The organism is Shewanella morhuae, assembly GCF_003028295.1.
Taxonomy (GTDB): Bacteria; Pseudomonadota; Gammaproteobacteria; order Enterobacterales; family Shewanellaceae; genus Shewanella; species Shewanella morhuae.
The window spans coordinates 2044726-2069959 of sequence record NZ_PYSG01000002.1; the positions used below are offsets into that span (position 1 = coordinate 2044726).

Genomic DNA, 25234 nt, shown 5'->3' on the forward strand with positions numbered 1-25234 from the left:
ATTGGTTTCATCTTTGAATTTAAACGCATGTTAGTGGACAACTCATTGCCCAATTTTGCTCGCGTTCATAGCAAAACCCAGTATTAATCCAAATAAATCAGCCAGCATAATGCTGGCTGATTTATGGATAGTAAGAGATTGCAATTATCGTTTTAGATAATCGCCTCTTTAGATTTTATTTTAAGCACAATAATACTGAGCACAAATACCACACTACAAGCCACTAATCCTGCTACCACTGACTCGGTAAAACCAAGCACCACATAACCCGCCAAGCTAATAAATGCCGCGATAAGGGCATAGGGTAGCTGAGTGACCACATGGTCGATATGGTGGCAACTGGCCCCTGTTGACGACAAAATAGTGGTATCTGAAATGGGCGAGCAATGATCGCCAAATACCGCGCCAGCCAGCACAGAGGCAAGCATAGGTAACATCATGCTAGTGTGACTTCCCATCGCCATATCAGCCGCTATCGGCAACATGATACCGAACGTGCCCCAGCTAGTTCCGGTAGAAAACGCAGTAATACCCGCTAACACAAACATTAACGCAGGCAAAAAAGCGAACGGAATATTACCTGTCGCTAAGCTCGCCATAAACTTACCGGTTTCGAGTTGACCAATTACACCTGCAATCGTCCAAGCAAACAACAGGATATAAATCGCCGGCAGCATAGAGCGAGCGCCCTGCACAACACCTTTGACTATCATCGACTTTTCAACGCCCTGTATTAAATTCAACAGTAACGAAATGGCTAAGCCAATTAACGCACCAAAGAACAGTGATGAACTAACATCGGTTTTCTCAAAAGCGGAAATGATATTAAACTCAATCCCTTCAGTGGCTAATACTTGAGCCCCGCTGCTAACCATAAAATATAAGGTGGCAAACACTAACGCGATAATAGGCAGAAATAATCCTAAGATCTTACCGGTTTCCGCTTCGGGTAAATCGGCGTTCGCCCCTGGCGGTAACCCTTTTGACTCATCGTATAAACTACCCCGTTGGGCATTAAGCTCATGCTCGCGCATTGGCCCAACATCTAATCCCATAAACACCACAAAAAGTAATAATAATAAGGAGAAGATGGCATAAAAATTCATGGGGATCATTTGAATAAAAATACTCAAATGGCCTGTATCGGCAAAACCATGGGCGGTTAATATTCCGCCGATGAGGGCAATAATATACGCGCCCCAACTTGAAACCGGAGAAATCACGCATACTGGCGCAGCTGTAGAATCGAGTAAATAAGCTAACTTAGCGCGGGAAATATAATAACGGTCAGTCACAGGTCTTGCGACAGAACCAACGACTAAGCTATTGAAATAATCATCAATAAACACTACGCAACCTAGAAACATGGTTAATAGTTTAGCGTCACGCTTATTACGAATATGTAAACGAGCCCAATCGGCAAAAGCCCGAGCGCTGCCACTTACCGTAATTAACGCGGTGATCATTCCCAGTACAATTAAGAAGCCAAGAATATATAAATTCCACGAATTAAGGCCTTCACTCGTCCAAAAAAGTCCTTTAACGCCATTAAATACAAATTCACCTGTGGCTAAGGGTGAAAATTGATTGAGCAATAAAGCGCCAATCAAGATACCTAGCCCCAAAGAAAGTAGTACACGGCGAGTAAAAATTGCCAACACAATCGCCACCGCAGGCGGCAACAAGGAAAGTGCCGAATCGGCATAATTCATAACAGTCATTGATTATTATCTTCGTTAAATACGAATGGAGGGCGACTGAACTGGTGGGGGAAGGCAATAGATACCCAAGGTCACCTGTCCTATCAGTAGCGCTCCATAGTAACTATTTCCATTATCCATATTGGAAAATACTATGGCAGTGCTGCACCTATTAGGCGCAGTCCCAGCCGTTGATTGTGATAAATCGAACAGCTTCGGCACCAAATCCTTTCATAATCGATCAACGGAATCACCCTACTGATTACTACTGATATTTGGCGCACCTCTACTTCTAAGAACGCTCGTACTCGAGCGCGTGGCACATAAAAACATAAGCGGCTGAGCTGATGCTAGTGCAAAGCCGCTTAGTGTGATCTAGATCGCAAATAAAATCAACCGAGGCAAGAGATAAGCTCAGGCACAGCCTCAAATAGGTCAGCAACTAACCCATAGTCGGCCACTTGGAAAATTGGCGCTTCGGGATCTTTGTTGATAGCAACGATAACTTTGGCGTCTTTCATGCCCGCTAAATGCTGAATTGCCCCTGAGATACCAACAGCAATATACAAGTTAGGTGCGACAATTTTACCTGTTTGACCGACTTGTAAATCGTTTGACACAAAGCCTGCATCAACAGCAGCACGCGATGCACCCACTGCTGCACCAAGTTTGTCAGCTAGCTGCTCTAACATGCCAAAGTTTTCACCACTGCCCATACCTCGACCACCAGAGACAATAATACCCGCATTACCGAGTTCTGGTCGTTCAGAAACCGTCAGTGATTGCGATACAAACTGTGTTTTCGCTTCAAACACTTTATCGAGTGTCATCACAGCCGCGTTGTTGCCTTCTGATGCTGCATCAAAGGCACTGGCGCGCACCGTCATCACTTTGATGGCATCAAGGCTTTGCAGTGTTTCTAAGGCGTTACCCGCATAGATTGGACGCACAAAGGTGTCAGCACTCACTACCGCTATCACTTCAGAGATTTGCGCTACATCGAGCAATGCCGCCACGCGTGGCAGTGTATCTTTACCTAGACTCGAAGCCGAGGCCAAAATGTGGCCATAACTTGGTGCTAAGTCCACCAGCAACTTAGCAAAGTTTTCAGCTAAGTGCGCTTGATACACGCTGGCATCGGCCACGAGTACTTGGCTAACACCTTGCAGCGTTTGCGCCGCTTTGACAACTGCATCACATTGGTGACCAGCAACTAAAACATGCACTTCATCACCGATAGCGCGAGCAGCGGTAACTATTTTCGCAGTATCCAGTTTCAGCGCGCTATTATCATGTTCAGCTAATACTAAAATGGCCATTTAGATCACCTTCGCTTCGTTTTTTAACTTTTCAACTAGCTCTGTTACCGACGCTACCATGATGCCTGCTTTACGTTCTGCTGGCGGAGTGACCTTAACAATCGTTTGGTGACTCTTTAACGTCACCCCTAAATCCGCCACAGTGAATACATCTAATGGCTTACGCTTCGCTTTCATGATGTTGGGCAGTGAGGCGTAGCGCGGTTCGTTCAAACGTAAATCAGCCGTGACGACCGCCGGTAAAGGTAATTGTAGCGTTTGCATTCCACCGTCAATCTCACGGGTAACTTGTAATCCATTCGCTTCTAATTTGATTTCTGAAGCAAAAGTCGCCTGCGGCATATCCATCAATGCAGCAAACATTTGGCCGGTTTGATTATTGTCACCGTCAATTGACTGCTTACCAAAAATCACCAGTTCAGCCTGCTCTTTGTCTTGTACTGCTTTAAGTAATTTAGCGATAGATAATGGCACTAGACTTTCGTCAGTCTCAATATGAATAGCGCGATCAGCACCTAATGCTAGCGCGGTACGCAGCTGTTCTTGCACCGCTTTACCGCCAATACTCACTACCACCACTTCTGTAGCGCTACCCGCTTCTTTTAAACGAACCGCTTCTTCAACTGCGATTTCACAAAAAGGGTTTAACGCCATTTTTAGGTTTGCGGTATCAACACTGGTATTGTCAGCTTTAACCCTGACCTTTACATTGGCATCAACAACGCGTTTAACGGGCACCAATACTTTCATAGGGTTTCCTTTCTACACTTTCATGTACATGGACACACATTGGTTAATACCAATGCAAGATACCGCAACTTTACGTCCTGTTAACGTTAACGTCAACCAAAGTAAAACGCTTGTTTGCATTTTTAATAAGCTTGATCGACCTTTTTTTAACACACTTAATTAGCTCAATGTTAAAAGTTCAAAAATAAATAATATTTAATTTTGATTAAATGCGTAATTTTATTTGATTCGAGGTATATTAGTTTCTATCATTCAGGGGTTGTTCACCATTATCCTGTATTAAAAATTGAGTAGGACTAAAATAGATATGAACGAATTTTTAGAAATATTAACGCATGGTCGTCGTTTTAAAGCGGCAGTAAAAGAACTTAGCGTTGAAGAACTACGTGATTTAGCCGAAAAATTGAATAAGATTTTAGTAGAACGCGAGTCTATGGCCGAGGAAGAAGAACAAGCCATGGCAGCTCGTAATGCTAAAATTGAAGAAATCCGTCAGCAAATGGAAGCCGTTGGTTTATCTATTGATGACTTAGGTGGCACCGCTGTTAAAGCAACAGCAAAGAAACGCGCTCCTCGCCCAGCGAAATACCAAATTGAAGTTGATGGTGAAATGGTTCAGTGGACTGGTCAAGGCCGTATGCCAACTGTATTTAAGAACGAGATCAACAAAGGTCGTTCTATGGAAGATTTCTTAATCTAATCGGGTAATAGATGAGTCCAACATCTCACCCTATTTTGCATAAAGCTCGCATTCTTGCGGGCTTTTTTATATCCCCTTTATTTTAATCTAAAGCTACAACCCGCAATTCCATACTTAAATTACGTTACAATTCAATCTTAGTATTTACATCTGCTTTAAGTTAATCTTTATTCACTCTTACTAAATTGAATAAAATAATGCAGATAAACAATAAGATAATTATAAGCTGCAGCATAATAGCTAGCTTAATATCACTGACAGTATTTGCTGAAAACAATACTGGAACAACACCCAATAAACTAACTGCACTTACCCATGCCGAATTAATTATCGCCCCCGGCAAGCACTTAAGTAATGCAACTTTATTAGTTGAAAACAATCGAATTAAAGCCATTATCGAACACGGTAACATTCCCGCAGGGGCATTTGAAATCGACTTAAGTGGTTATACTATTTACCCGGGGTTTATCGATCCATTTACCGATTATGGTATTGAATTCAAATATCCTAAACTTGGGCTTACGCGTCCAGTCTATGATATTAAACGTATTGGTGGTAACGCTGACAACGGCGCTATTCATTCTGAAAAAGAATGGTTTAATTACGTATACCCCGATAAAGAACGCGCTAAAGAGTGGATTAATAATGGCTTTACTAGCGTGCAAAGTAGCAAGCTCGACGGTATCTTCCGCGGTACAGGTGTTAGTCTTTCACTCGCGGATAAAACGGCCAACGAAATTATTTACCGCGCCCGTAGCCAACCTTTTATGGCATTTGATAAAGGCACATCTGAGCAAGATTATCCAGAATCATTAATGGGCAGTATTGCCCTTATTAGACAAACTTTTGCCGATGCCAATTGGTATAACGAAAATAAAAACAAACCCACTAATAGCGCAATAAACAATCAAATAGAATTTAATATTGCCTTTGAGCGCTTAGATAATTTAGCTGATAAACAAATTATCTTTGAAACCCAAAATCTCAACGACCAATTGCGTGCAGCCCATTTACTCAAAGCACATAAATTACCTGCCAATCTCTTAGGTAATGGTCAAGAATACTCGCGTATCAATGAGTTAAAGGCGCTGAACTACCCGCTAATCTTGCCATTGAACTATCCACAGGCGCCCGATGTTGGTACGGATGACGCTGAGCGCGAAGTGTCACTGGCAGAGCTAAGGCAATGGGAACGTGCACCAACGAACCCAGCAACAGTTGCCAAAGCAGGTATTCCGTTTGCATTGACACAATTTGGTATTAAGACTGAAGATTTTTGGCCGCGTCTGCGCCAAGCAATTAATCAAGGCCTAAGTGAAGATCAAGCTTTAGCCGCACTCACGACCCAAGCCGCGAAGATGGCAGGTACTGATAATTTTACCGGCAAACTCGAGCCTGGTTATATGGCTGACTTTGTTATCACTAAAGGCAATATCTTTAAAGATGGGCTGATTTATAGCGTCTGGTTACAGGGGCAAGCGCAAACAGTTCGTTCACTCGCGCAGGCTAAATTACTCGGCGACTATCAATTAAACCTTGATAACCTTACGCTAGATTTATCGCTACAAGATGTCAGTAAAAATGATAAGCCAAAAATCGAAGGCAACTTAAGTAGTGGCGATAACAGTATTACTCTTAATCAACCTCAGTTAGATGACGATGGCAAATTGAGCTTTACCGTAGATTTAAGCGCTGCGGGTATCAATGGCCTGAGTCGTTTTACGTTATGGATGACAAAAGACGGCATACAGGGGCGGATGACTGATGCTAAGAGTCGCACCACTAATGTTACAGGCATTGCGATAGCACACTCTGTAGCGCTTAACAGTATTGATAATGAAAGTAAAAAAACTTTAAAGAATGAGGCCAGCGCAAACTTAGTGAGTCATCTCACCTTCCCTAACGTCGCTTACGGCCTGAGTGAAGTGCCTAATGTTGAAAAACTGCATATCAAAAATGCCACCCTGTGGACATCAGATAAGCAAGGCATTGTCAAACATGCTGATCTCTTGATGGCTAATGGCCGTATCGAAAAAATTGGTCAGCAATTAAGTACACCATCTGGTTACCAAGTACTCGATGCAACGGGTAAACATCTTACTGCGGGCATAATAGATGAACACTCACATATCGCCATAAATGGCGGCACCAACGAAGGCACTGATGCGGTTACCTCTGAGGTGCGCATTGGTGATGTGATTAATCCCGATGATATTTCACTCTATCGCGCCTTAGCGGGCGGCGTCACTAGCGCACAATTGCTCCACGGCAGTGCCAACCCGATTGGTGGCCAAGCCCAGTTAATCAAAATGAAATGGGGCGAGTCAGCCGAGCAACTTAAGTTTGCTAACGCACCCGCCAGTATTAAATTTGCCTTAGGTGAAAACGTTAAGCAGAGCAACTGGGGGGAGAAATTTGTACAGCGCTTCCCGCAAACACGTATGGGCGTTAAAGCATTTTTCGAGGAAACCTTCGATGCCGCACTTGCCTATGAGGACGCATTAAAAAACTATGATGATTTGCGCGCCAGCGATAAAAAGAAAACTATCGCGCCACGCCCAAGTTATCGTTTACAAGCGGTGGCCGAGGTTTTAAATCAGCAACGTGATGTACATATCCACTCCTATGTGCAGTCAGAAATCCTGATGTTTATCCGTCTAGCCGAGGCCTATCACTTTAAGGTACAAACCTTTACCCATGTACTTGAAGGTTACAAAGTAGCGAGTGAACTGGCAGCCCATGGCGCTGGTGCCTCAACCTTTGCCGACTGGTGGGCCTATAAATTTGAGGTGTATGATGCGATTCCGCAAAACGCATGCCTTATGCAAAACAAAGGCGTGACCACCAGCATTAACTCAGACGACTATGAAATGCAGCGCAGACTCAACCAAGAAGCGGCTAAGTCTATGATGTATTGCAATATGTCGAAGGAAGATGCTTGGAACATGGTCACCATCAATCCGGCTAAGCAATTAAGAGTCGATGAGTTTGTGGGTTCACTTACTACAGGGAAAGTGGCCGATATTGTGCTGTGGAACGCCGAGCCGCTATCCATTTATGCCAAAGTGACGCAGGCCTGGGTTGAAGGCAAACGCTATTTTGACCGCGACCAAGACCTGCTCGCCCAGCAAGTTATAGTCAATGAGCGCGCAGCCCTTATTCAAAAAATTCTAAACAGTGATGAGCAAGCCAAAGCGGGTGAAAAAGTCACGCCACTTAACGAGCCTCAGTGGCACTGTGATACCCACTATCAGGCATGGGGCCAAGCTCATCAGGGAGCCAAATAATGCAACATTCATCTAAACTCGTTTTTTTTGCGGCGTTACTGGGCGCAATTTTCACCACGCTATCCCCTGCTATAGCCAACGATATCGTGCCTACGCCTAAACAAAGCCGCAGCATACTGATTAAAAATGCCACTGTGCACACCGTTAGCCAAGGCGTACTCAACAACACCGACATCTTGATTGAAAATGGCAAGATCACGGCCGTTGGACCTCAACTGACCAGCCAAACCAACAGTGCAACCGCAGAAACCAATGACACTCAAGTCGTCGATGCCAGCGGTAAACACTTGTATCCGGGCTTAATCGCCCTAGACACCAGCTTAGGTTTGGTCGAAATTGAAATGAGCCGCCCCACGGTTGATAACGCCGAGGTGGGTTATATCAATCCACAAGTCAGCACCGCCACAGCTTATAACCCTGATTCTGAGCTGATCCCGACCATACGCTTCAACGGTATTACCCATGCACAAATCGTCCCCAATGGCGATGGTTTAGCGGGACAATCGGTACTGGTCAATCTTGATGCGTGGACAATTGAAGATGCGTTAACGCCCACTGCGGGTCAGTTCCATGTCTATTGGCCACACATCAAATACATGCCTGAGGATGAAAAGAAAAAAGCTAAAGCGCTAGAGAAAAATCAGCAGGCGATTAATGATCTCAATATCGCTTTTGAAGATGGCTATCGCTATTTTTTAAGTGATAAAGCCAAAAGCAAAGACAAAAATAAACATGAAACGCCACAGTCTGCAACCAACAACCTACGCTGGCAGGCTATGTTACCGCTATACCAAGGCAAAGCGACATTGTTTGCCCATGCTGATAGCGTTGGCCAAATTGAGCAAGTGATCGCCTTGACGAAAAAGTACCAATTCAAACTGGTGATTGTTGGCGGATATGATGCGTGGCGTTTAGCCTCAAGCCTTAAAGATGTTAATGCTGGGGTTATTTATCCACATACCTTGAGTCTGCCAAGGCGTAAAGACGAGCCGGTGGATTTACCCTTTAAAATCCCATCTTTACTCGCTAATGCTGGCATACCCTTCGCTCTTGGGTTCTCATCGGATTGGAATAGCCGTAACTTGCCCTATGCCGCAGGCTACAGTGCTGCCTATGGTTTAACACCTGAACAGGCACTGAAATCCATCACCTTAGATGCCGCAAAACTATTAGGTATCGAGGATTTAGGGGCGATTGCCGTAGGGTATCAAGGCAGTGTTGTGCTGTCCGAAGGTGACATTCTCGACCCTATGACCAATAAAATCGACGCTATCTGGATTGAAGGGCGACAGATAGATCTGAATAATCGCCATCAGCAGCTTTATCAAAAGTACCTTAAGCGGTAGAATTTACTCAGATAATAATATCGCATCGGCGCAGCCTACCAAGGTTGCGCAGTTTTCCCCTCAACCTCAGGTCAAACCATGAAAATTATCCTCTCAAGTGCATTAGTGCTCCTGCTCAGTGCCTGTGCAAGCGACTACAGTTTTAACAGTAATTTGGATGGTGAGGCGATCAATGACTATTTTAAGGCATCCGATGTCACCCTTTATGAAGGCGATACCTTGCCAAAAGGTCATTACGAATTAAAAGGTTTGGTACAAGGGGAATCCTGTCAGGCCGATCTTAACGGTGCACCCGCGTCATTAGCCGATGCAAGAACCGAAGCCCGCCGTAACGCCGCAGATAAAGGCGCTAATGGTATTGTTATCAAGCAATGTGTGATATTTGAAGAGGCTGCCCAGGGCTGTATTAGCCGCGCCTTATGCGTTGGCCAAGCAATCAAAACAGCTACTGCAGAGTAAATCCTACGCAGAGCAAGCGAACTGCTCGCGTTTCGATGCTCTGAGATTGTCCTACCAACCGCTTAATGGCTAACGCCTCTTATTGACGCTGCATAATTAGCGTTTGAAAATGGGCGTTAAATGATGAACTTAGGCGGTTGTTATACATACCCTTTTAGGTAATTTTTGCATGACATTTACCAACCAAATTGTTGCAGTAGCGACATGCCGCACGCCCTACAAACAAAAATTTGGCATACCAAGACAACCCGGGCTCGTTGAGGCTCGCGGCTATGTTGAACTTGAACCCCATGTGAATCATATCGATGCGGTACGTGGCATAGAGCAGTATTCCCATCTCTGGCTGCTTTTTTGCTTCCATGAGAATCTTGCCCAAGGTTGGAAAACTACAGTCAGACCACCGCGATTAGGTGGCAATGAAAAACTCGGCGTATTCGCCACTCGCTCCACTTTTCGCCCCAATGGTATAGGTCAATCAGTGGTGAAACTGCACGGCGTGGTGCAGCGCAAAGGTAAAGTATGCCTCGAGATTTCCGGTATGGATCTGCTCGATGGCACGCCGATTATCGATATAAAGCCTTACATTCCATTTTCGGATTCAATTATTGATGCTATCGGCGGCATTGCTCAAGACGCACCTAAACTGATTAGCGTGGTGTATTCCGACAATGCCAAGACGCAGATAGAGCATTACGCCCAGCAGGAAACCTACACCGATTTAGCCGTGCTTATCCGCGGTGTGCTAGGGCAAGATCCGCGCCCCGCCTACAAAAAAGCCAAAGACGACCCTAAGTTATATCAAGTCGCGCTCTATGACTTAGACATTTTTTGGCAAATGGCTGTCGATGATAATGGTCAAGAATACATCTTGGTATTAGAACTCAAACCGGGGAAATGTGGCTAAATGTCAGCGCCCATATCAACAATAGAGCCCGATTATCAAAGCCAACACAAGAAGCGCCTATCTTGGATGCCATGGCTGTATTTTTCTTTAAAAGAAAAACATTTAGTCTGGGCAAAGCCTTGGCAAGATCACATTCAAGCAAAACTTTGCGCCCTCGAAACGGTCAGCATCGGTGAGCACTGTTTTATCGCCCCCGAAGCACAGTTATTTGCTGAACCCAATCGTGATATCCGCATGGGTAATCGTTGCATGATCGCCGCCGAGTGTTTTTTACACGGGCCAATCACGCTAGGCGATGAAGTGGCGATTAATCATGGATGCTCCTTTGATGGCGGCAGAGTCGGTATCCAGATAGGTAGTCAAACCCGCATCGCCAATAATGTCACCCTTTACGCCTTTAACCATGGTATGTCGCCAGAGACGCCCATTTATCAACAGCCTGCGAACTCCAAAGGCATTGTTATAGGTAAAGATGTGTGGATTGGCGCTCAGGCCGGTATCGTCGATGGTGTGACGATTGGCGATCACGCTGTGGTTGGTATGGGTAGCATAGTCACTAAAGATGTGCCCGACTGGGCGATAGTAGCAGGCAACCCCGCCAAAGTGATTGGCGACAGGCGTGATAAAAGCTAAAGCTGCCAATGCACCTCACCAGTTAAATTGCTCTCCTTTAGCTCAGTAATCCTCTCAAAAATGCTATTTGTCTCCCAGCTAGTTGAATTTAACCTAAATCCATAGGTGACATCATCAAAGCAGGTGATAAAATGGCGACCATTCAACTCAAATTTGGACATCGGTAATGCGCGTCAGCAAGTACCTGCTATCAACACAAAAAGAAACTCCTGCCAACGCAGAAGTCATTAGTCATCAATTAATGTTACGTGCGGGCATGATCCGTCGTAATGCCTCGGGCCTTTATAGCTACCTTCCCACGGGTTTACGCGTACTGCGTAAAGTCGAAGCGATTGTTCGTGAAGAAATGAACAAAGCCGGTGCAATTGAAATTCTAATGCCTATGGTGCAACCAGCAGACTTGTGGGTTGAAACAGGTCGCTGGGAAAAGTTTGGCCCTGAACTGCTACGCTTTAAAGATCGTCACAATCGCGACTTTGTACTGGGTCCAACCCACGAAGAAGTGATTACCGATCTTATTCGTAAAGAAGTCAGCTCATACAAGCAATTACCGCTGAACCTTTACCAAATCCAAACTAAATTCCGTGACGAAGTACGCCCACGTTTTGGCATGATGCGCTCACGCGAATTCTTGATGAAAGACGCCTACTCTTTTCACCTTGACGTCGATACCATGAATGAAACCTATGAGGCCATGTACACAGCCTATAGCAATATTCTATCGCGCATGGGTTTAGCCTTCCGTCCTGTATTAGCTGACACTGGCTCTATTGGTGGCAGCATGTCACACGAGTTCCACGTTCTAGCGCAAAGCGGTGAAGATTTAATTGCTTACTCAACGGGCAGCGATTACGCGGCTAACATTGAGAAAGCGCAGTCACCCATGCCAACTGAGCCTCGCGGCGCTGCCACTGAAGAGTTGCGTTTAATCGATACCCCAAATGCAAAAACCATTGCTGAATTAGTTGAGCAGTTTAATTTAGATATCACTAAAACAGTCAAAACCTTGATTGTAGTGGGCGCGACAGAAGCAACGCCGTTAGTGGCACTAATTGTTCGTGGTGATCATGAACTCAACGAAGTCAAAGCCGACAAATTAGACTTAGTCGCCTCACCATTAGAAATGGCATCAGAAGCCTTAATTCGTGATGCCATTGGCGCAGGTCCTGGCTCACTTGGCCCTATCGGTCTTAACATCCCTATCGTTATTGATCATAGCGTTAGCGTAATGAACGATTTTGCCGCTGGTGCTAACATCGATGATAAACATTACTTGGGTATCAACTGGGAACGTGACCTACCGACTGCACAAGTTGCCGATATCCGTAACGTCGTCGAAGGCGAGCCAACACCTGATGGTTTAGGTACTTATGCTATGGCGCGCGGTATTGAAGTAGGACATATTTTCCAACTAGGTACTAGCTACTCAAAATCAATGAACGCAACAGTACTTGACGAAAACGGCAAGTCACAGGTGTTATTGATGGGTTGTTACGGTGTTGGCGTGAGCCGTATTGTGGCGGCAGCCATCGAGCAAAACTTCGATGACCGTGGCATCATTTGGCCAGAAGCGATTGCGCCATTTAGCGTGGGCATTCTACCAATGAACATGCACAAGTCGCACCGCGTAACCGATATCGCCGAGCAGTTATACAAAGACTTAAACGAAGCAGGTATCGACGTGCTGCTGGACGATCGTAAAGAACGCCCAGGCGTGATGTTCGCCGATATGGAACTAATTGGTATCCCACATACTGTGGTGATTGGCGATCGCAACATCGATGCGGGCGTTTTTGAATACAAAAACCGCCGCACCGGTGAAAAACAAGATATTCCATTCGATCAACTGCTCGATTTCCTGAAAAATGCTGTTAAAGGCTAAGCCTAAACGCTAGGTTTGATTTAGCGCAATATCGACATACAAACGCACTTGGGCTCAGCTTAAGTGCGTTTTTTATTAATTACTGACAATTGAAATTTAAAGGTGCTTGAAGTTATCTGGATATCACACATCAATGAATCATTTTAATAAAAAATACACGAATCTAAGTTCCTGACTTGCTTTTTATAGCGCAGCATTGCTTTAATCAGATAATTACAATAATACATTGAGTCTGAATATTGCCAACATCAACCGCATTAGTATTAGGTGGCGGCGGCGCCAGAGCCGCCTATCAAGTCGGCGTGCTAAAAGCACTGGTTCAGCTTTACCCACGCAATCACGGCATTCCGTTTAAAATTATTTGTGGCACATCGGCGGGCGCAATCAATGGTACGTCCATTGCAACCCATGCTTCTTGCTTTCATCTTGGTGTTAAAAAGCTCGAATGGGTATGGCGTCATTTTGAAACCCAAAAAGTCTACCACGCATCAGTGATTGGCGTGTTGAGTCATCTGGCTAAAATGGCAATCAAAGGCATGCAAGATGATAAGGTTAATACCGATGCTGGCAGCTTGCTCGATAACGAACCGCTCAGAAAATTGCTCAATAAGTTAATCGATTTTAAACGCATTGATCGTAATATTCGCAGTGGTGCACTTAACGCTCTAAGCGTCGATGCCTCTTGTTATAATAATTCTCGCTCGGTAACCTTTTTCCAAGCCACACGCGATCTTGAAAACTGGACTCGTGCAAGGCGCAGCGGCGAACGCATGATGCTTAACACGGAGCATTTACTCGCCAGCTCAGCAATACCAATGGTTTTCCCCTCAATTAAACTCAACCAAGCTTATTATGGCGATGGTTCAGTCCATCAACTCGCGCCGCTTTCGAGCCCTATTCACTTGGGGGCTAACAAACTTTTTGTGATTAACTTAGACAATCCACATAAATATGCGGTGATGAAAGCTGAATACCATCCTAAAACAGCTACCATTGCAGGCCATCTGCTGGATACTATTTTTTCTGACACCTTGAACAGCGATCTTGAGCGACTCGAAAGAATTAATAACACCTTAACTCAGATCCCAGAAGCAGGCCGTGCTAAACTCGCCCTACATCCGATTAAAACATTAGTAATAAAGCCCAGTGAAGACCTCAGTAAAATCGCTGCCCGTTTCTACGATGACATGCCATGGGCAGTAAAAACCTTACTCAGATTTATTGGTATAGATAGGCAATCGGATTCGAGTATTGTGTCCTATTTATTATTTGAAAAAAACTATACCAGCGCGCTTATAGACTTAGGCTATAAAGATGCCATGGCGCAAATGGATTCAATTAAAGCATTTTTTGACTTAGAAAATACCCGATAGAAATAAAGCATACGGTTTGAATTTTAACGCTAATAATTCCAACTTTAGTATGAGCCAGCTAATCGATTTAACATTGATAATTTTATTTACATCACTTATTATGTTTTACTAGATTATCTGAGCATTACGTAATTTTTCAAAAAGGGAATCACCATGAAAAAAACTTCACTAGCACTTATCGTTGCAATGACTGCATTTGGTTCAATGACTGCAACTGCAGCTGAAGGTGAAACAGCAGGTACAACTTCAGGCGCAAGCACTGGCGCTATCGTTGCTGGTAGCATTGCCGCTGCTGCTGCAATTGCTGGCGCAGTTGTTATCTCTAACAGCTCTGATGGTAACCCAATTACCACTACTGGTACTGGTACAACTACTGGCTCTGGCAACTAAGCCACTATTAGTTAGTAAACTATTAAACAGCCGCCTTATTGGCGGTTGTTTTTTTTAAAGCATTTACATAGCTAAACTCATCACTTAAAACTGTCAGTTTCCTTTTTAAATTCGATATTTAATCCTATTGAGAATAAGCAACTCGGATGCGTATACAAAAAAAATTACTATCACTACTTACAATCTCGATTGTATTAATGAATACAACAGCTTGTAGCCAAAGGATCAGTGCTCTTAACGACACCTTAACATTAGCATTTATCGGTGACAAAGATACCGTGCTGTCAACACAACAAGTTAATGACATTCCTTATGCCAGTATTTATGCCAAAATTGACGATGTACCACAGGCTTTCATTGTACTTGCCCTCGCAGAACTTCCATTTACCTTAAATCAGCAACCCACTCCGGCAGTTAAAGAACTTAAATGGCTATCAGCCGATAAAGCCATGCTAGTCACAGTCAATGGCCGTTTGGTGAAGACGCATAATCTCTTAACAGGTGATTTAGTCGCTGTAGAAAGTCAGCAACCCGACCCTCTACTATTAGGGTTGCATTTAGACACTACGCCCAAAACGTGGACTCGCACCATTGATTGGCAGCCTGGTTACCACTTTGGCTATAAGGTCAACTCACATTTCGATTTTATTGCTACAGAAACCATTCTTATCAATGAGACTCCGACTCAAGCACTACATTACCTTGAATCCGTTGTCGTCGATAATCTGAATATTCAGTATCAAAATGAATTTTGGCTCGTGCCAGAGACAGGACATGTGATTAAGAGCCGTCAAAAAATTGCCCCAAATCAGCCTTTTATTGAAATGACCTTACTCAAATCGTTTGCGTCTTAATGGATATATGATGAGATCTTATTTATTACTCTCAGTACTACTTGGCAGTGTTTTTAGTACCATCACTCAGGCTGATACACAGGTTTTAGTGACAACGTCATCAAGCCAAGATGCACCCGTTCGGCTCCATTATCCTGCTGCGGTTCGACTTGAGCAAATAGTACAAGACAGCCTACAACAGCTTCCAACGCATAATAGTGACGCTAAAGTCGTCCCCATTTATTGGTTAGGTGCAGCGCTGCTCGATGTTCAAAATACTGCAGTTTTAGAAGCAAAACGTAAAGAAGCACTATCTCAGCTAGCACAAATGGGTGAAGCTGCAGATGACAGCCTCTATATCGCCAAACTGGCGCAATTAGCGCAGTTTTTAAGACAAATAAAACTTGGCCAGCGTGTTATGCAGCCATTAGATTTCGATCTCATTCGCATAACTGACTCATACAATCCGCTCATTACAGGTCGCTTCGAACTGGTTTTACCTCCTCGCCCAACCACGATCTCGATTGTTGGTGCAGTCGCTAAAACAGGCAGTGTGGATTGGCAGTTCAATATGAGTAGCCAAGAATATCTAGCGAAAGCCCAACCATTAGAAAACGCTGACGATAGTTTTGTATGGATAATTCAGCCTGATGGTAAAGCACTAAAACAACCGATAGCGTATTGGAATGCTCAAACGCAAAATATTGCGCCTGGTGCCGTACTTTATGTTGGGTTTTCAGACTTAATAGAAGATTACAGCACATTGAACAACAATATTATTGAATTACTAAGGAATCGGGCTCTGTAATGAATAACCTTACCCATTCTAATCTTACCTTATGTAAGCTTTCTGCCATTGCTCTTACCCTGTTTCCTTTATTTCATGCCCAAGCCGATGAGTTGAGTTATCCCCCATTATTAGCATCACAGTCGGACTTTGGCGGGGTTGGTTTAATGCAAATGCCAACGGGTCGAATGGCACCCGAGGGTGAGTTTAATTTTGCAACTACCTATAACTCTGAGTATCAGCATTTTTCAGCCTCTGTACAGCTCTTCCCTTGGTTTGAAACCACAGTGCGTTACACCCAAATACAAGATCTACTCTACAGTAATGATCCTAGTTTCAGTGGAAATTCTAAGCTAACTGATAAAGGTATAGACTTTAAACTCCGGTTGCTTGAAGAAACTAACTGGCTTCCAGAAACGTCTATCGGTGTACGTGATTTTGGCGGCACGGGATTATTCGATGGTGAGTTTATTGCCGCGACCAAACGAGTCGGTCCACTAGACTTCACTCTGGGCGTAGGTTGGGGTTATATTGGCAATAGTGGCAACCTAACTTCTGATAAAAAGGATCTCAACTATAACTGCGATCGCGACACTTCCTATGGAGGTGAAGGGGGGACTGTTGATTACCAGCGCTGGTTTAAAGGCTGCGCAGCCTTGTATGGTGGTATTGAATATCAAACACCCTGGGAGCCACTGCGCGTTAAAGTAGAATATGATAGCAACGATTATCAATCTGACTACCCCGTAGTACGCGGTGGCATAGATATGTCACAAGACAATAAATTTAACTATGGCTTACTTTACCGCGCAACAAGTTGGAGCGATTTCCACTTAAGTTATGAGCGAGGTAATACTTGGACATTAGGCGTTAGCTTACAAACAAATTTCAATGATTTGCGACAAATTAAACGTGATACTCCTGCAGATAAATATCAGCCACTTGCTGCAGTACCTATGGCGAATAAAATACCTAGCAAGCCATCTGACACAAAACAGAGACAAGATGAGCCTGTAATAACTTCAGTCTATAAAGTTGAGCCTACGATAATAGCCCCAGCGCAGCCTTCAACGCAGACGGATACACCAAAACTGTCGACTAACGCCATCAACGCACAGATGCTCAATCAAACTGATTGGAAAAAAGTGGCGGCAGATCTCAGCAAAATAGCCGGCTACGATAATCCTAAAATTTATCTTGATACCCATAGCGTCACCATAGTCGCCAATCAGCTTAAGTACATGGACCGTAAAGAGGCCCATCATAGAGCGGCAACGATACTGGCGAATAACACAGACAAGCAGATGATCACTGAGTATCGTCTGATTGAAACCCGTTATAACCAACCGATCACAGAGACACGTATCGACGCCGACAAATTTGCGCAAGTAGCCACTTACGGTTATATCAATGCTGATATGGCCGATAGCACCGAAGTCAGTATACCAAGGTCACCACAGGGCACATTAGTCACTCAAACCGATGTGGACTGGCTAGATAAGCTCAGTTTTGATGTATCACCGACTATGGTGCAATCCTTCGGCGGTTCTGAAGATTTCTACATGTTTAACATAGGCGCGACGGGAAGTTCAGCCTATCGTTTTAATGATAATTTAGAACTTTCAGGCTCGCTTTATCTTAACCTTTACGATAATTACGATAAATTTTTATACGACGTCCCACCTGACGGTACTGATTTAAAACGAGTGAGAACACTGATTCGCCAGTATGTACAAGACTCGACAGTTAGAGCAACTAATTTGCAGCTCACTTGGATGGATAACCTGAGCGATAACATTTATTACCAAGCCTATGGCGGTTATTTGGAAATGATGTATGGCGGCGTGGGCAGTGAATTCCTCTATCGCCCGCTCAATAGTCAATGGGCCTTCGGCTTTAATGTCAATTATGCCAAGCAACGCGACCCTGACAGCATGTTCGGTTTCTTCGAGGATGAGCAGCAAGTTGATCCTACAAGCGGAAGATTTTATCGAGTACAAACGGGCGTGGTGACAGGGCATGCTACGGCATATTATCAGCCAGCGTGGTTCCCAAATACATTGCTTCAAGTCAGTGCGGGTCAATACCTTAGCGATGATAAAGGTGTGACTATCGATTTATCTAAACAGTTTGATAGTGGCGTGATTGTTGGTGCCTTTGCGACTAAAACAAATCTATCAGCGGAAGAATATGGTGAGGGTAGCTTTACTAAAGGCTTCTATATCTCAATTCCGTTCGATTTAATGACAATTAGACCGACTCAAAGTCGTGGTTTCCTTTCTTGGATGCCATTAACTCGAGACGGTGGCCAAATGCTCGGTCGTAAGTACAACTTGTTTGATGTAACAGATGCTCGCGCACCTTGGTATACAAAACCTATTGCTGATTCTACAAAGTAATTAATAGGTCATTAAAACAAAAATGGGAAAGAGATTTGATTCTCTTGCCCATTTTTTGCTAAATAAATTGTTTAAATAATAAACTTATCAATACTTAGCGGAATTTTTTATACTATGGGAGGTTTCACGGCATGGGGAGCTGAGCGTAAATATTGTGGCGGTGCCTTAACCGTCGCGCCCATTGTCGCTGCTGCATGCCAAGGCCAATGTGGGTTATAAAGCATGCTACGCGCTAACGCGATAGCATCAGCCTGCCCTTGAGCCAAAATCGCTTCGGCTTTATTCGCATCGGTTATCAATCCAACGGCAATCACCGGCATATTCACCTCAGCTTTAATCGCTTTGGCAAAAGGCACCTGAAAGTGCTCCGCTACAGGGATTTGTTGCAGTGGACTCAAACCGCCAGTGCTTACATGAATAAAATCACACCCTCGGGCATCTAATTCTTTTGCCAACACGATACTTTGTACTAAGTCCCAGCCACCTTCAACCCAATCCGTTGCTGAAATACGTACGCCCAGCGCCATTTTAGGCGATATCACGGCTTTCACCGCATCAAAGACCGTCAATAATAAACGCAATCGATTCTCTAAACTGCCACCGTATTCATCTAGGCGTTGGTTTGATAAGGGAGATAAAAATTGATGCAATAAATAACCATGGGCAGCATGTAACTCAATCGCATCAAGCCCTATGCGCTCAGCTCGTTGCGCTCAGCTCGTTGCGCTGAACTCACAAATGCCGCAATAAGCTCATCTATTTCATCAAATGTCATCGCACTAGGTAACGCTGTGTCTTCATTAAAAGCCTGAGCGGAAGGCGCTAATGTCTGCCAACCATTAGGTTCATCAGGTGCAATGCTGCCACCGCCCTCCCAAGGCTTTCGAGTTGATGCTTTACGCCCCGCATGGGCAAGCTGTATAGCCATCGGCATAGATGAGTATTGACGAACTGACTTAAGAACATTCGCTAGCGCAGCTTCTGTTTTATCATCCCATAGTCCCAAATCAGCATAGGAAATTCGGCCATTGGGCAAAACGGAAGTGGCCTCTAAAATAAGCATTCCCGCACCCGATAACGCCATACTGCCTAAATGAATTGTATGCCAATCAGTTGCCTGTCCGTTTATAGCCGAATACTGGCACATAGGGGCAATAATAATACGGTTAGCTAACTCAAGCTGACCTAACATTAAAGGCGAAAATAACATGCTCATCGTCATTCCTTTTTATACACATAGTGAATGGTTTTATAGTGGTGTACTGGCGGCGCTATCTCTCGCCGATAAAATTGGCGTGGCACTCAATGGCCAATTAATAGAAAAGTCGCTGCTATTCCAAGCTAAAATACGTTCATCTTCAGGATCATAATACTGAGTACATTGGTAGATAACATCGGCATAATCACTGAGCACATAAAACCCGTGAGCAAAGCCTGGTGGAGTCCACATTTGCAAATGGTTCTCTGCCGACAACACGCGCCCCACCCATTGACCATAGGTTGTTGAGCCGGTTCGTATATCCACGGCAACATCAAAAATGCTCCCAGCACAGACTCGCACCAATTTACCCTGTGGTTTTCGTTGCTGGAAATGTAAACCACGCAGGACATTATGTTGCGAGCGACTATGGTTTTGCTGCACGAATATAGGCGGCTTAAATCCTTTAGCCGTAAAACAAGCATCAAAATAAGATTGCCTGAACGTCTCCATAAAGAACCCTCGTTCGTCCCCAAATACTTTTGGTTCAAATACCAGCACTTCGGCCAACTCAGTTTCACTACATTTCATCAAATACCTGCTTATCGAGTAAACCGAGTAAATACTCGCCATAACCACTTTTGAGTAAAGGTTGAGCTAATTCAGCTAATTGTGACGCAGTGATCCAACCATTGTGAAATGCCACTTCCTCCGGACAATTAATCTTCAAACCTTGGCGTTTCTCTATCGCGGCAACAAATTGCGTTGCCTCAGCCATCGCATCCGGTGTACCAGTATCTAACCAAGCAGTTCCTCGTCCTAAAATATCGACTCGCAATTCCCCTAATGCTAAATAGTGGTGAATGACATCGACAATTTCTAACTCACCTCTTGCTGAAGGCACAACTGTTTTTGCAAACATAGCGGCTCTACCATCAAAAAAATATAATCCCGGCATAGCGTAATGTGAACGAGGATGCAGAGGCTTTTCCTCAATAGAAAGAACGTGACCCGCATCATTGAATTCAATGACACCGTAGGCATGAGGATTAGCCACATGGTAACCAAAAACGGTCGCCCCTGATTGGGTTTGCCAAGCTCGATTCAAATTAGTCGTTAAGTGCTGGCCATAAAAACATTATCACCAAGAATAAGCGCACAAGCCTCACCGGCTAAAAAAGACTCCGCAATCATCAGTGCTTGCGCCAATCCTTCCGGCGATGCTTGCTCGGCATATTGTAATTTAAGCCCCCAACGACCACCATCGCCAAGTAATGCTTGAAATAACGATAGATCATAAGGTGTGCAAATAATTAAAACATCCCGAATATTAGCCTGCATCAAGGTGACGAGTGGATAATAAATCATCGGTTTATCGTATATAGGAAGGAGTTGCTTACAGACAACTTGCGTCATAGGATAAAGTCGTGAGCCCGTACCGCCTGCCAGTAAAATACCTTTTCTCATGAATAAATTTAGCACTTTGCTGTGATGTTTATGTAGCTGATCTTAACATATTAAGCGAAGACGATCCCCGCATTACTAGGACGATGTCGTTTAACCTATACATAGGCTTGAGGCCGATGTACATATGGTCAAACGTATTGAGGCTGCATTGCAGGTTAAAATTGGTTTGTTAAATCGAGATTATCAATCAATGCAGAATGACAATGATATTAAAAGTATGATTTGGCAACGTTTTGGTAGTGGTTCAAAAGCGTATTGTGCTAAGGACTTAGCACAATACGCTGATGTTCTCACGATTGAAACTGAAGAGTTACTTGCAAAAATGGCTAAGATAAAAACAGTACAAGCGTTACAAATGGAATTAAAGCAACGTAGCCGACGGAGGAGTCTTCACGATATTGCTATGTTTGATGGCGAAACTTTTGATGAGTTTTGGCAATATAAATAGAGCAAGGGCGTTGTTTGGCTGCTAGGAGACTTCGCGCTAGAATCTAGGCATGCTACTTTGCGGTTTAGGATGACGGCATGAAAGCTGAACCCTCGCGTTCACGAGGAAAATCTAGGATGGCTTTTGTTCAGACTCTAGAGAAGGAGCACAGCGATACTCTGTTTTTCTGATAAACTTCATTACTTTTTTGCTTGTTAAGCTGTGCTGTGTGGAAGATATTATGCGAATTTTAGTTACGGGTGGTGCGGGGTTTATTGGTTCAGCTTTAGTTCGAATGCTGATCCAGCAAACAGACTATTATGTGCTTAATGTTGATAAATTAACCTATGCTAGCCATCCCGATGCTTTGGCTGATATTACCGATAATGCGCGCTACCAATTTGTAAAGGCTGATATTTGTGATACAGCCAAAGTAGATTCTATTTTGCAGCAATTTCAGCCAGATGTTGTGATGCATTTAGCTGCAGAAAGTCATGTGGATCGCTCCATAGAAGGACCTACAGCATTTATTCATACCAATATAGTGGGCACTTACACTTTGTTAGAAGCATCTCGCCAATATTGGATGCTACTGGATGCTTCGAGAAAAGCACTGTTTAGATTCCATCATGTTTCAACTGATGAGGTCTTTGGTTCTCTGGCCGAAACAGGATTGTTTAGTGAAACCTCAGCCTATGATCCGAGCTCTCCTTACTCAGCAAGTAAAGCCTCGGCGGATCATCTTGTTCGAGCCTGGCATCGCACCTATAACTTACCGATAGTTATCACTAACTGCTCTAATAATTATGGACCCTTTCAATATCCTGAAAAATTGATCCCATTAATGGTGCTTAATGCATTGGCAGGGAAATCTTTACCTGTGTATGGTAATGGCCAACAAGTACGTGACTGGTTGTATGTTGATGATCATGTTCGGGCTTTGCTTCTTGTGGTGACGCAAGGAAGAGTTGGTGAGACTTATAATATTGGTGGCACTAATGAGCGCAGTAATCTTGAGGTTGTGTATCAAATTTGCGATTTACTCGAAGAGTTAGTGCCTCATCATCCGCAAGCCCTTTGCGTTAATGGGGACGGTTTTCGTAGTTTAATTAAGTATGTAACTGACAGACCTGGGCATGATGTACGTTATGCTATTGATGCCAGCAAGATCCTGCAAGAGCTCGGTTGGCAGCCATTAGAGTCCTTCAATTCAGGGCTAAGAAAAACGGTCGAGTGGTTAGTGAAGGAAAGTTAAGAAGGGCTTTATTGCGGTCTTTGTTGGGAGTTGCACCTAGGGCGCTTAAAAGTCTTAAAAACAAAAAAGCCAAATCAATCCTGATTTGGCTTTTGAAATAAAAAACACAACTAAGAAAACAAAGTAACCACTTTCTTTTTAGTTTCAACTAGCGGTAACGATTTCTTTTGTAACCAAACAAGATCACAAATACCATCTGTCGGATTAAACCCTGTCGGCGCGGTTAGGAGGATATCGCGGATCCACTCATGATTGAACTCATGACAAGCTTTATCTAAGCCATTTATAATAATATCGAGCTCATTCCAAGGCAGGCATAATTCATTGGCCGTCATAATACGCTCATGCTCAGTACCAGTAACATCATCACCGATAAGCAATTCTTCATATAACTTTTCGCCAGGACGTAGACCACTAAATTCAATTGCGATATCGCCATCTGGATTTTTCTCATCTTTAACTTCAAATCCACTTAGACGGATCATTTTCGCCGCTAAATCAACTATTTTGACGGATTTCCCCATATCCAGAACAAACACATCACCGCCCTTCCCCATAGCACCCGCCTGAATGACTAACTGAGAAGCCTCTGGAATGGTCATAAAGAAGCGGGTGATCTCAGGATGCGTCACCGTCACAGGCCCACCGTTAGCGATTTGACTCCTGAATAAAGGCACAACTGAACCAGAAGATCCTAGTACGTTACCAAAACGCACCATACAAAAACGCGTGTTATGATCTAACTTCGATAACGCTTGCAGAACCAACTCAGCCATACGTTTAGTGGTCCCCATAATGTTGGTTGGTCTTACCGCTTTATCGGTTGAAATAAGGACAAACGTCTCAACATTAGCCGCTATGGCTGCTCGAGCGGTATATAAGGTACCAAACACATTATTGCGAACACCTTCAACCACATTGTGCTCAACTAACGGAACATGTTTGTACGCGGCGGCATGATAAACCGTCTGCACACCAAAAGCCTTCATCACGGCTTCGATACGATTTGCGCGCTGAACAGAGCCCATCATGGGGAAAATTTCAACATCCAAACCTAAATCATGCGCCGTAACGCGTAATTCGCGTTCTATGGCATATAAACCATATTCCGACAGCTCAAATAGGATTAATTTTTTAGGACGTTGCTTGAGGATTTGCCGACAAAGCTCAGAACCAATTGAGCCGCCGGCACCGGTTACCATCACCACTTTATTACGAATATTTGCACTTAGGAGGTCGCTTCGCGGATTAACGGCATCTCGACCTAATAAGTCATCAATTTCGACTTCTTTAATATCACTATATAATTTTGTGCCATTAACCAAATCGGCCATCGCGGGTAAAGTTAAAACTTGAACGGCTAAGGGCTCAAGTTGCAATAAAATTTCTTGTCGACGAGATCGTGGCGCACTCGGCATTGCCAACAGCACCTTAGTGGCCGTTTTTTGTAAGATCAGCTTTTTAATAATAGAAGGCGAGTGAACATGCACTCCTTGAATAACCGTGCCATGTAAGGTGACATCATCATCAACAAATGCGAAGGGATAATACTCATGACTTTGTACAAGTGAAGTTACCAGTTGGCGACCACTCACACCAGCACCATAAATAATCACAGGTTCACCAACTCGCTTTAGACCAGCCCCCACTAGCGAGCGCACCATAGCGCGAGTTCCACCGATAAATACCAAGGCAAAAGCTGCGTAAATAATTGGTACAGTACGTGGTAAATTGGCCTCACTATAATACGCAATTAGCACTAACGACACTGTCGATGCAAGTACGCCAACAATAATCGCAGTTAACGCCTGCAATCCCATATATCTAAGCACTGCGCGATATAACCCCAGCTTAACAAATACCAAAATACTCACTGGCACAACAAAAATAATGAGCAACCAGTATGCGCTATTAGTTAATACGCTCACGGCATCCAAACGTACCAGTAATGCTGCCCAAAATGCGACTAAGAGGAATACCGAATCAATTGCGACACTCACTAAACGCTTCTGTGCCCGCTTTAAAGAAAATAAACACTGCAAAAACTCCATCTTTGCCCCAAATAATAAGAAAACTCATAAAAACAACCGCTAAAATTAAATAAACCAAGTATCAGGTTCAGCTT

The 25234-nt window shown here is 44.0% G+C and carries 19 protein-coding genes, 2 pseudogenes and 1 riboswitch; of the genes and pseudogenes, 14 read left to right on the forward strand and 7 right to left on the reverse strand.

Annotated features, from left to right (window positions below; translation table 11 throughout):
* Positions 1-152: 152 nt before the first annotated feature.
* From C9I43_RS09370 to C9I43_RS09380, 3 genes are all read right to left on the reverse strand, one after another.
* On the reverse strand, positions 153-1721 hold the full coding sequence (locus C9I43_RS09370; protein WP_076499821.1) for a Na+/H+ antiporter NhaC family protein: 1569 nt from the start codon (positions 1719-1721) through the stop codon (positions 153-155).
* 79 nt (positions 1722-1800) lie between these two features.
* Positions 1801-1997, reverse strand: a riboswitch (Lysine riboswitch).
* 95 nt (positions 1998-2092) lie between these two features.
* Complete coding sequence (locus tag C9I43_RS09375; protein WP_107883263.1) at positions 2093-3019, reverse strand: electron transfer flavoprotein subunit alpha/FixB family protein; 927 nt, start codon at positions 3017-3019, stop codon at positions 2093-2095.
* Positions 3020-3769 (reverse strand): electron transfer flavoprotein subunit beta/FixA family protein, encoded by a 750-nt coding sequence (locus C9I43_RS09380; protein WP_107883264.1) that lies wholly within the window; start codon positions 3767-3769, stop codon positions 3020-3022. It lies immediately after the preceding gene.
* Between the two features lie 307 nt (positions 3770-4076).
* On the opposite strand from C9I43_RS09380, the gene C9I43_RS09385 reads away from it, so the two are divergent.
* The 12 genes from C9I43_RS09385 (at position 4077) to C9I43_RS09440 (ending at position 18762) form a co-directional block, all read left to right on the forward strand.
* Positions 4077-4469, forward strand: a complete 393-nt coding sequence (locus tag C9I43_RS09385) for an H-NS histone family protein (RefSeq protein WP_076499815.1) — start codon at positions 4077-4079, stop codon at positions 4467-4469.
* Positions 4470-4666: 197 nt separating this feature from the next.
* Entirely contained in the window at positions 4667-7756 is a 3090-nt protein-coding gene (locus tag C9I43_RS09390; protein WP_107883265.1) for an amidohydrolase family protein, read from the forward strand.
* Positions 7756-9102: an amidohydrolase family protein gene (locus C9I43_RS09395; RefSeq protein WP_107883266.1), complete on the forward strand. Its 1347-nt coding sequence runs from the start codon at positions 7756-7758 to the stop codon at positions 9100-9102. The genes C9I43_RS09390 and C9I43_RS09395 overlap by 1 nt, the downstream gene beginning before the upstream one ends.
* Positions 9103-9180: 78 nt before the next feature.
* Positions 9181-9561 (forward strand): Rcs stress response system protein RcsF, encoded by a 381-nt coding sequence (rcsF, locus tag C9I43_RS09400; protein WP_107883267.1) that lies wholly within the window; start codon positions 9181-9183, stop codon positions 9559-9561.
* A gap of 169 nt (positions 9562-9730) precedes the next feature.
* Positions 9731-10465: a tRNA (N6-threonylcarbamoyladenosine(37)-N6)-methyltransferase TrmO gene (gene tsaA, locus C9I43_RS09405; RefSeq protein ID WP_107883268.1), complete on the forward strand. Its 735-nt coding sequence runs from the start codon at positions 9731-9733 to the stop codon at positions 10463-10465.
* On the forward strand, positions 10466-11098 hold the full coding sequence (locus C9I43_RS09410; RefSeq protein ID WP_107883269.1) for an acyltransferase: 633 nt from the start codon (positions 10466-10468) through the stop codon (positions 11096-11098). It begins immediately after the preceding gene.
* Positions 11099-11264: 166 nt separating this feature from the next.
* The gene (locus C9I43_RS09415) at positions 11265-12980 is read left to right on the forward strand and encodes a proline--tRNA ligase (protein WP_107883270.1); all 1716 of its coding nucleotides are present in this window, start codon (positions 11265-11267) and stop codon (positions 12978-12980) included.
* Positions 12981-13219: 239 nt separating this feature from the next.
* Positions 13220-14353, forward strand: coding sequence for a patatin-like phospholipase family protein (locus tag C9I43_RS09420; RefSeq protein ID WP_076499800.1), 1134 nt, complete (start codon positions 13220-13222; stop codon positions 14351-14353).
* Between the two features lie 153 nt (positions 14354-14506).
* Positions 14507-14743, forward strand: a complete 237-nt coding sequence (locus tag C9I43_RS09425) for a hypothetical protein (protein WP_107883271.1) — start codon at positions 14507-14509, stop codon at positions 14741-14743.
* 146 nt (positions 14744-14889) lie between these two features.
* Entirely contained in the window at positions 14890-15597 is a 708-nt protein-coding gene (locus tag C9I43_RS09430) for a YjbF family lipoprotein (RefSeq protein WP_107883272.1), read from the forward strand.
* 10 nt (positions 15598-15607) lie between these two features.
* Positions 15608-16384: a capsule biosynthesis GfcC family protein gene (locus C9I43_RS09435; RefSeq protein ID WP_107883273.1), complete on the forward strand. Its 777-nt coding sequence runs from the start codon at positions 15608-15610 to the stop codon at positions 16382-16384.
* Complete coding sequence (locus C9I43_RS09440) at positions 16384-18762, forward strand: YjbH domain-containing protein (RefSeq protein WP_107883274.1); 2379 nt, start codon at positions 16384-16386, stop codon at positions 18760-18762. Before C9I43_RS09435 ends, C9I43_RS09440 begins: the two co-directional genes overlap by 1 nt.
* Before the next feature lie 107 nt (positions 18763-18869).
* Here C9I43_RS09440 and C9I43_RS09445 read toward each other — a convergent pair.
* The 3 genes and pseudogenes from C9I43_RS09445 to rfbA all read right to left on the reverse strand — a co-directional run bounded on the left by C9I43_RS09445 (position 18870) and on the right by rfbA (position 21427).
* Positions 18870-19978 (reverse strand): annotated as a pseudogene (locus tag C9I43_RS09445) (NADH:flavin oxidoreductase/NADH oxidase).
* Positions 19979-20011: 33 nt separating this feature from the next.
* Positions 20012-20551 carry a dTDP-4-dehydrorhamnose 3,5-epimerase gene (gene rfbC, locus C9I43_RS09450; protein WP_107883275.1) on the reverse strand — a complete coding sequence of 180 codons (540 nt, stop codon included), beginning with the start codon at positions 20549-20551 and terminating at the stop codon, positions 20012-20014.
* A pseudogene (gene rfbA, locus C9I43_RS09455) lies at positions 20541-21427 on the reverse strand (glucose-1-phosphate thymidylyltransferase RfbA). Before rfbA ends, rfbC begins: the two are co-directional and overlap by 11 nt.
* 124 nt (positions 21428-21551) lie before the next feature.
* Here rfbA and C9I43_RS09460 point away from each other — a divergent pair.
* Together C9I43_RS09460 and rfbB are read left to right on the forward strand one after the other, a co-directional pair.
* A complete protein-coding gene (locus tag C9I43_RS09460) occupies positions 21552-21875 on the forward strand; it encodes a hypothetical protein (protein ID WP_258191870.1) in 324 nt (107 codons plus the stop codon).
* Between the two features lie 220 nt (positions 21876-22095).
* Entirely contained in the window at positions 22096-23109 is a 1014-nt protein-coding gene (gene rfbB, locus C9I43_RS09465) for a dTDP-glucose 4,6-dehydratase (protein ID WP_107883276.1), read from the forward strand.
* 110 nt (positions 23110-23219) lie between these two features.
* On the opposite strand, the gene C9I43_RS09470 is transcribed toward rfbB, so the two are convergent.
* Positions 23220-25160 (reverse strand): nucleoside-diphosphate sugar epimerase/dehydratase, encoded by a 1941-nt coding sequence (locus tag C9I43_RS09470; RefSeq protein ID WP_107883277.1) that lies wholly within the window; start codon positions 25158-25160, stop codon positions 23220-23222.
* Between the last annotated feature and the right edge of the window lie 74 nt (positions 25161-25234).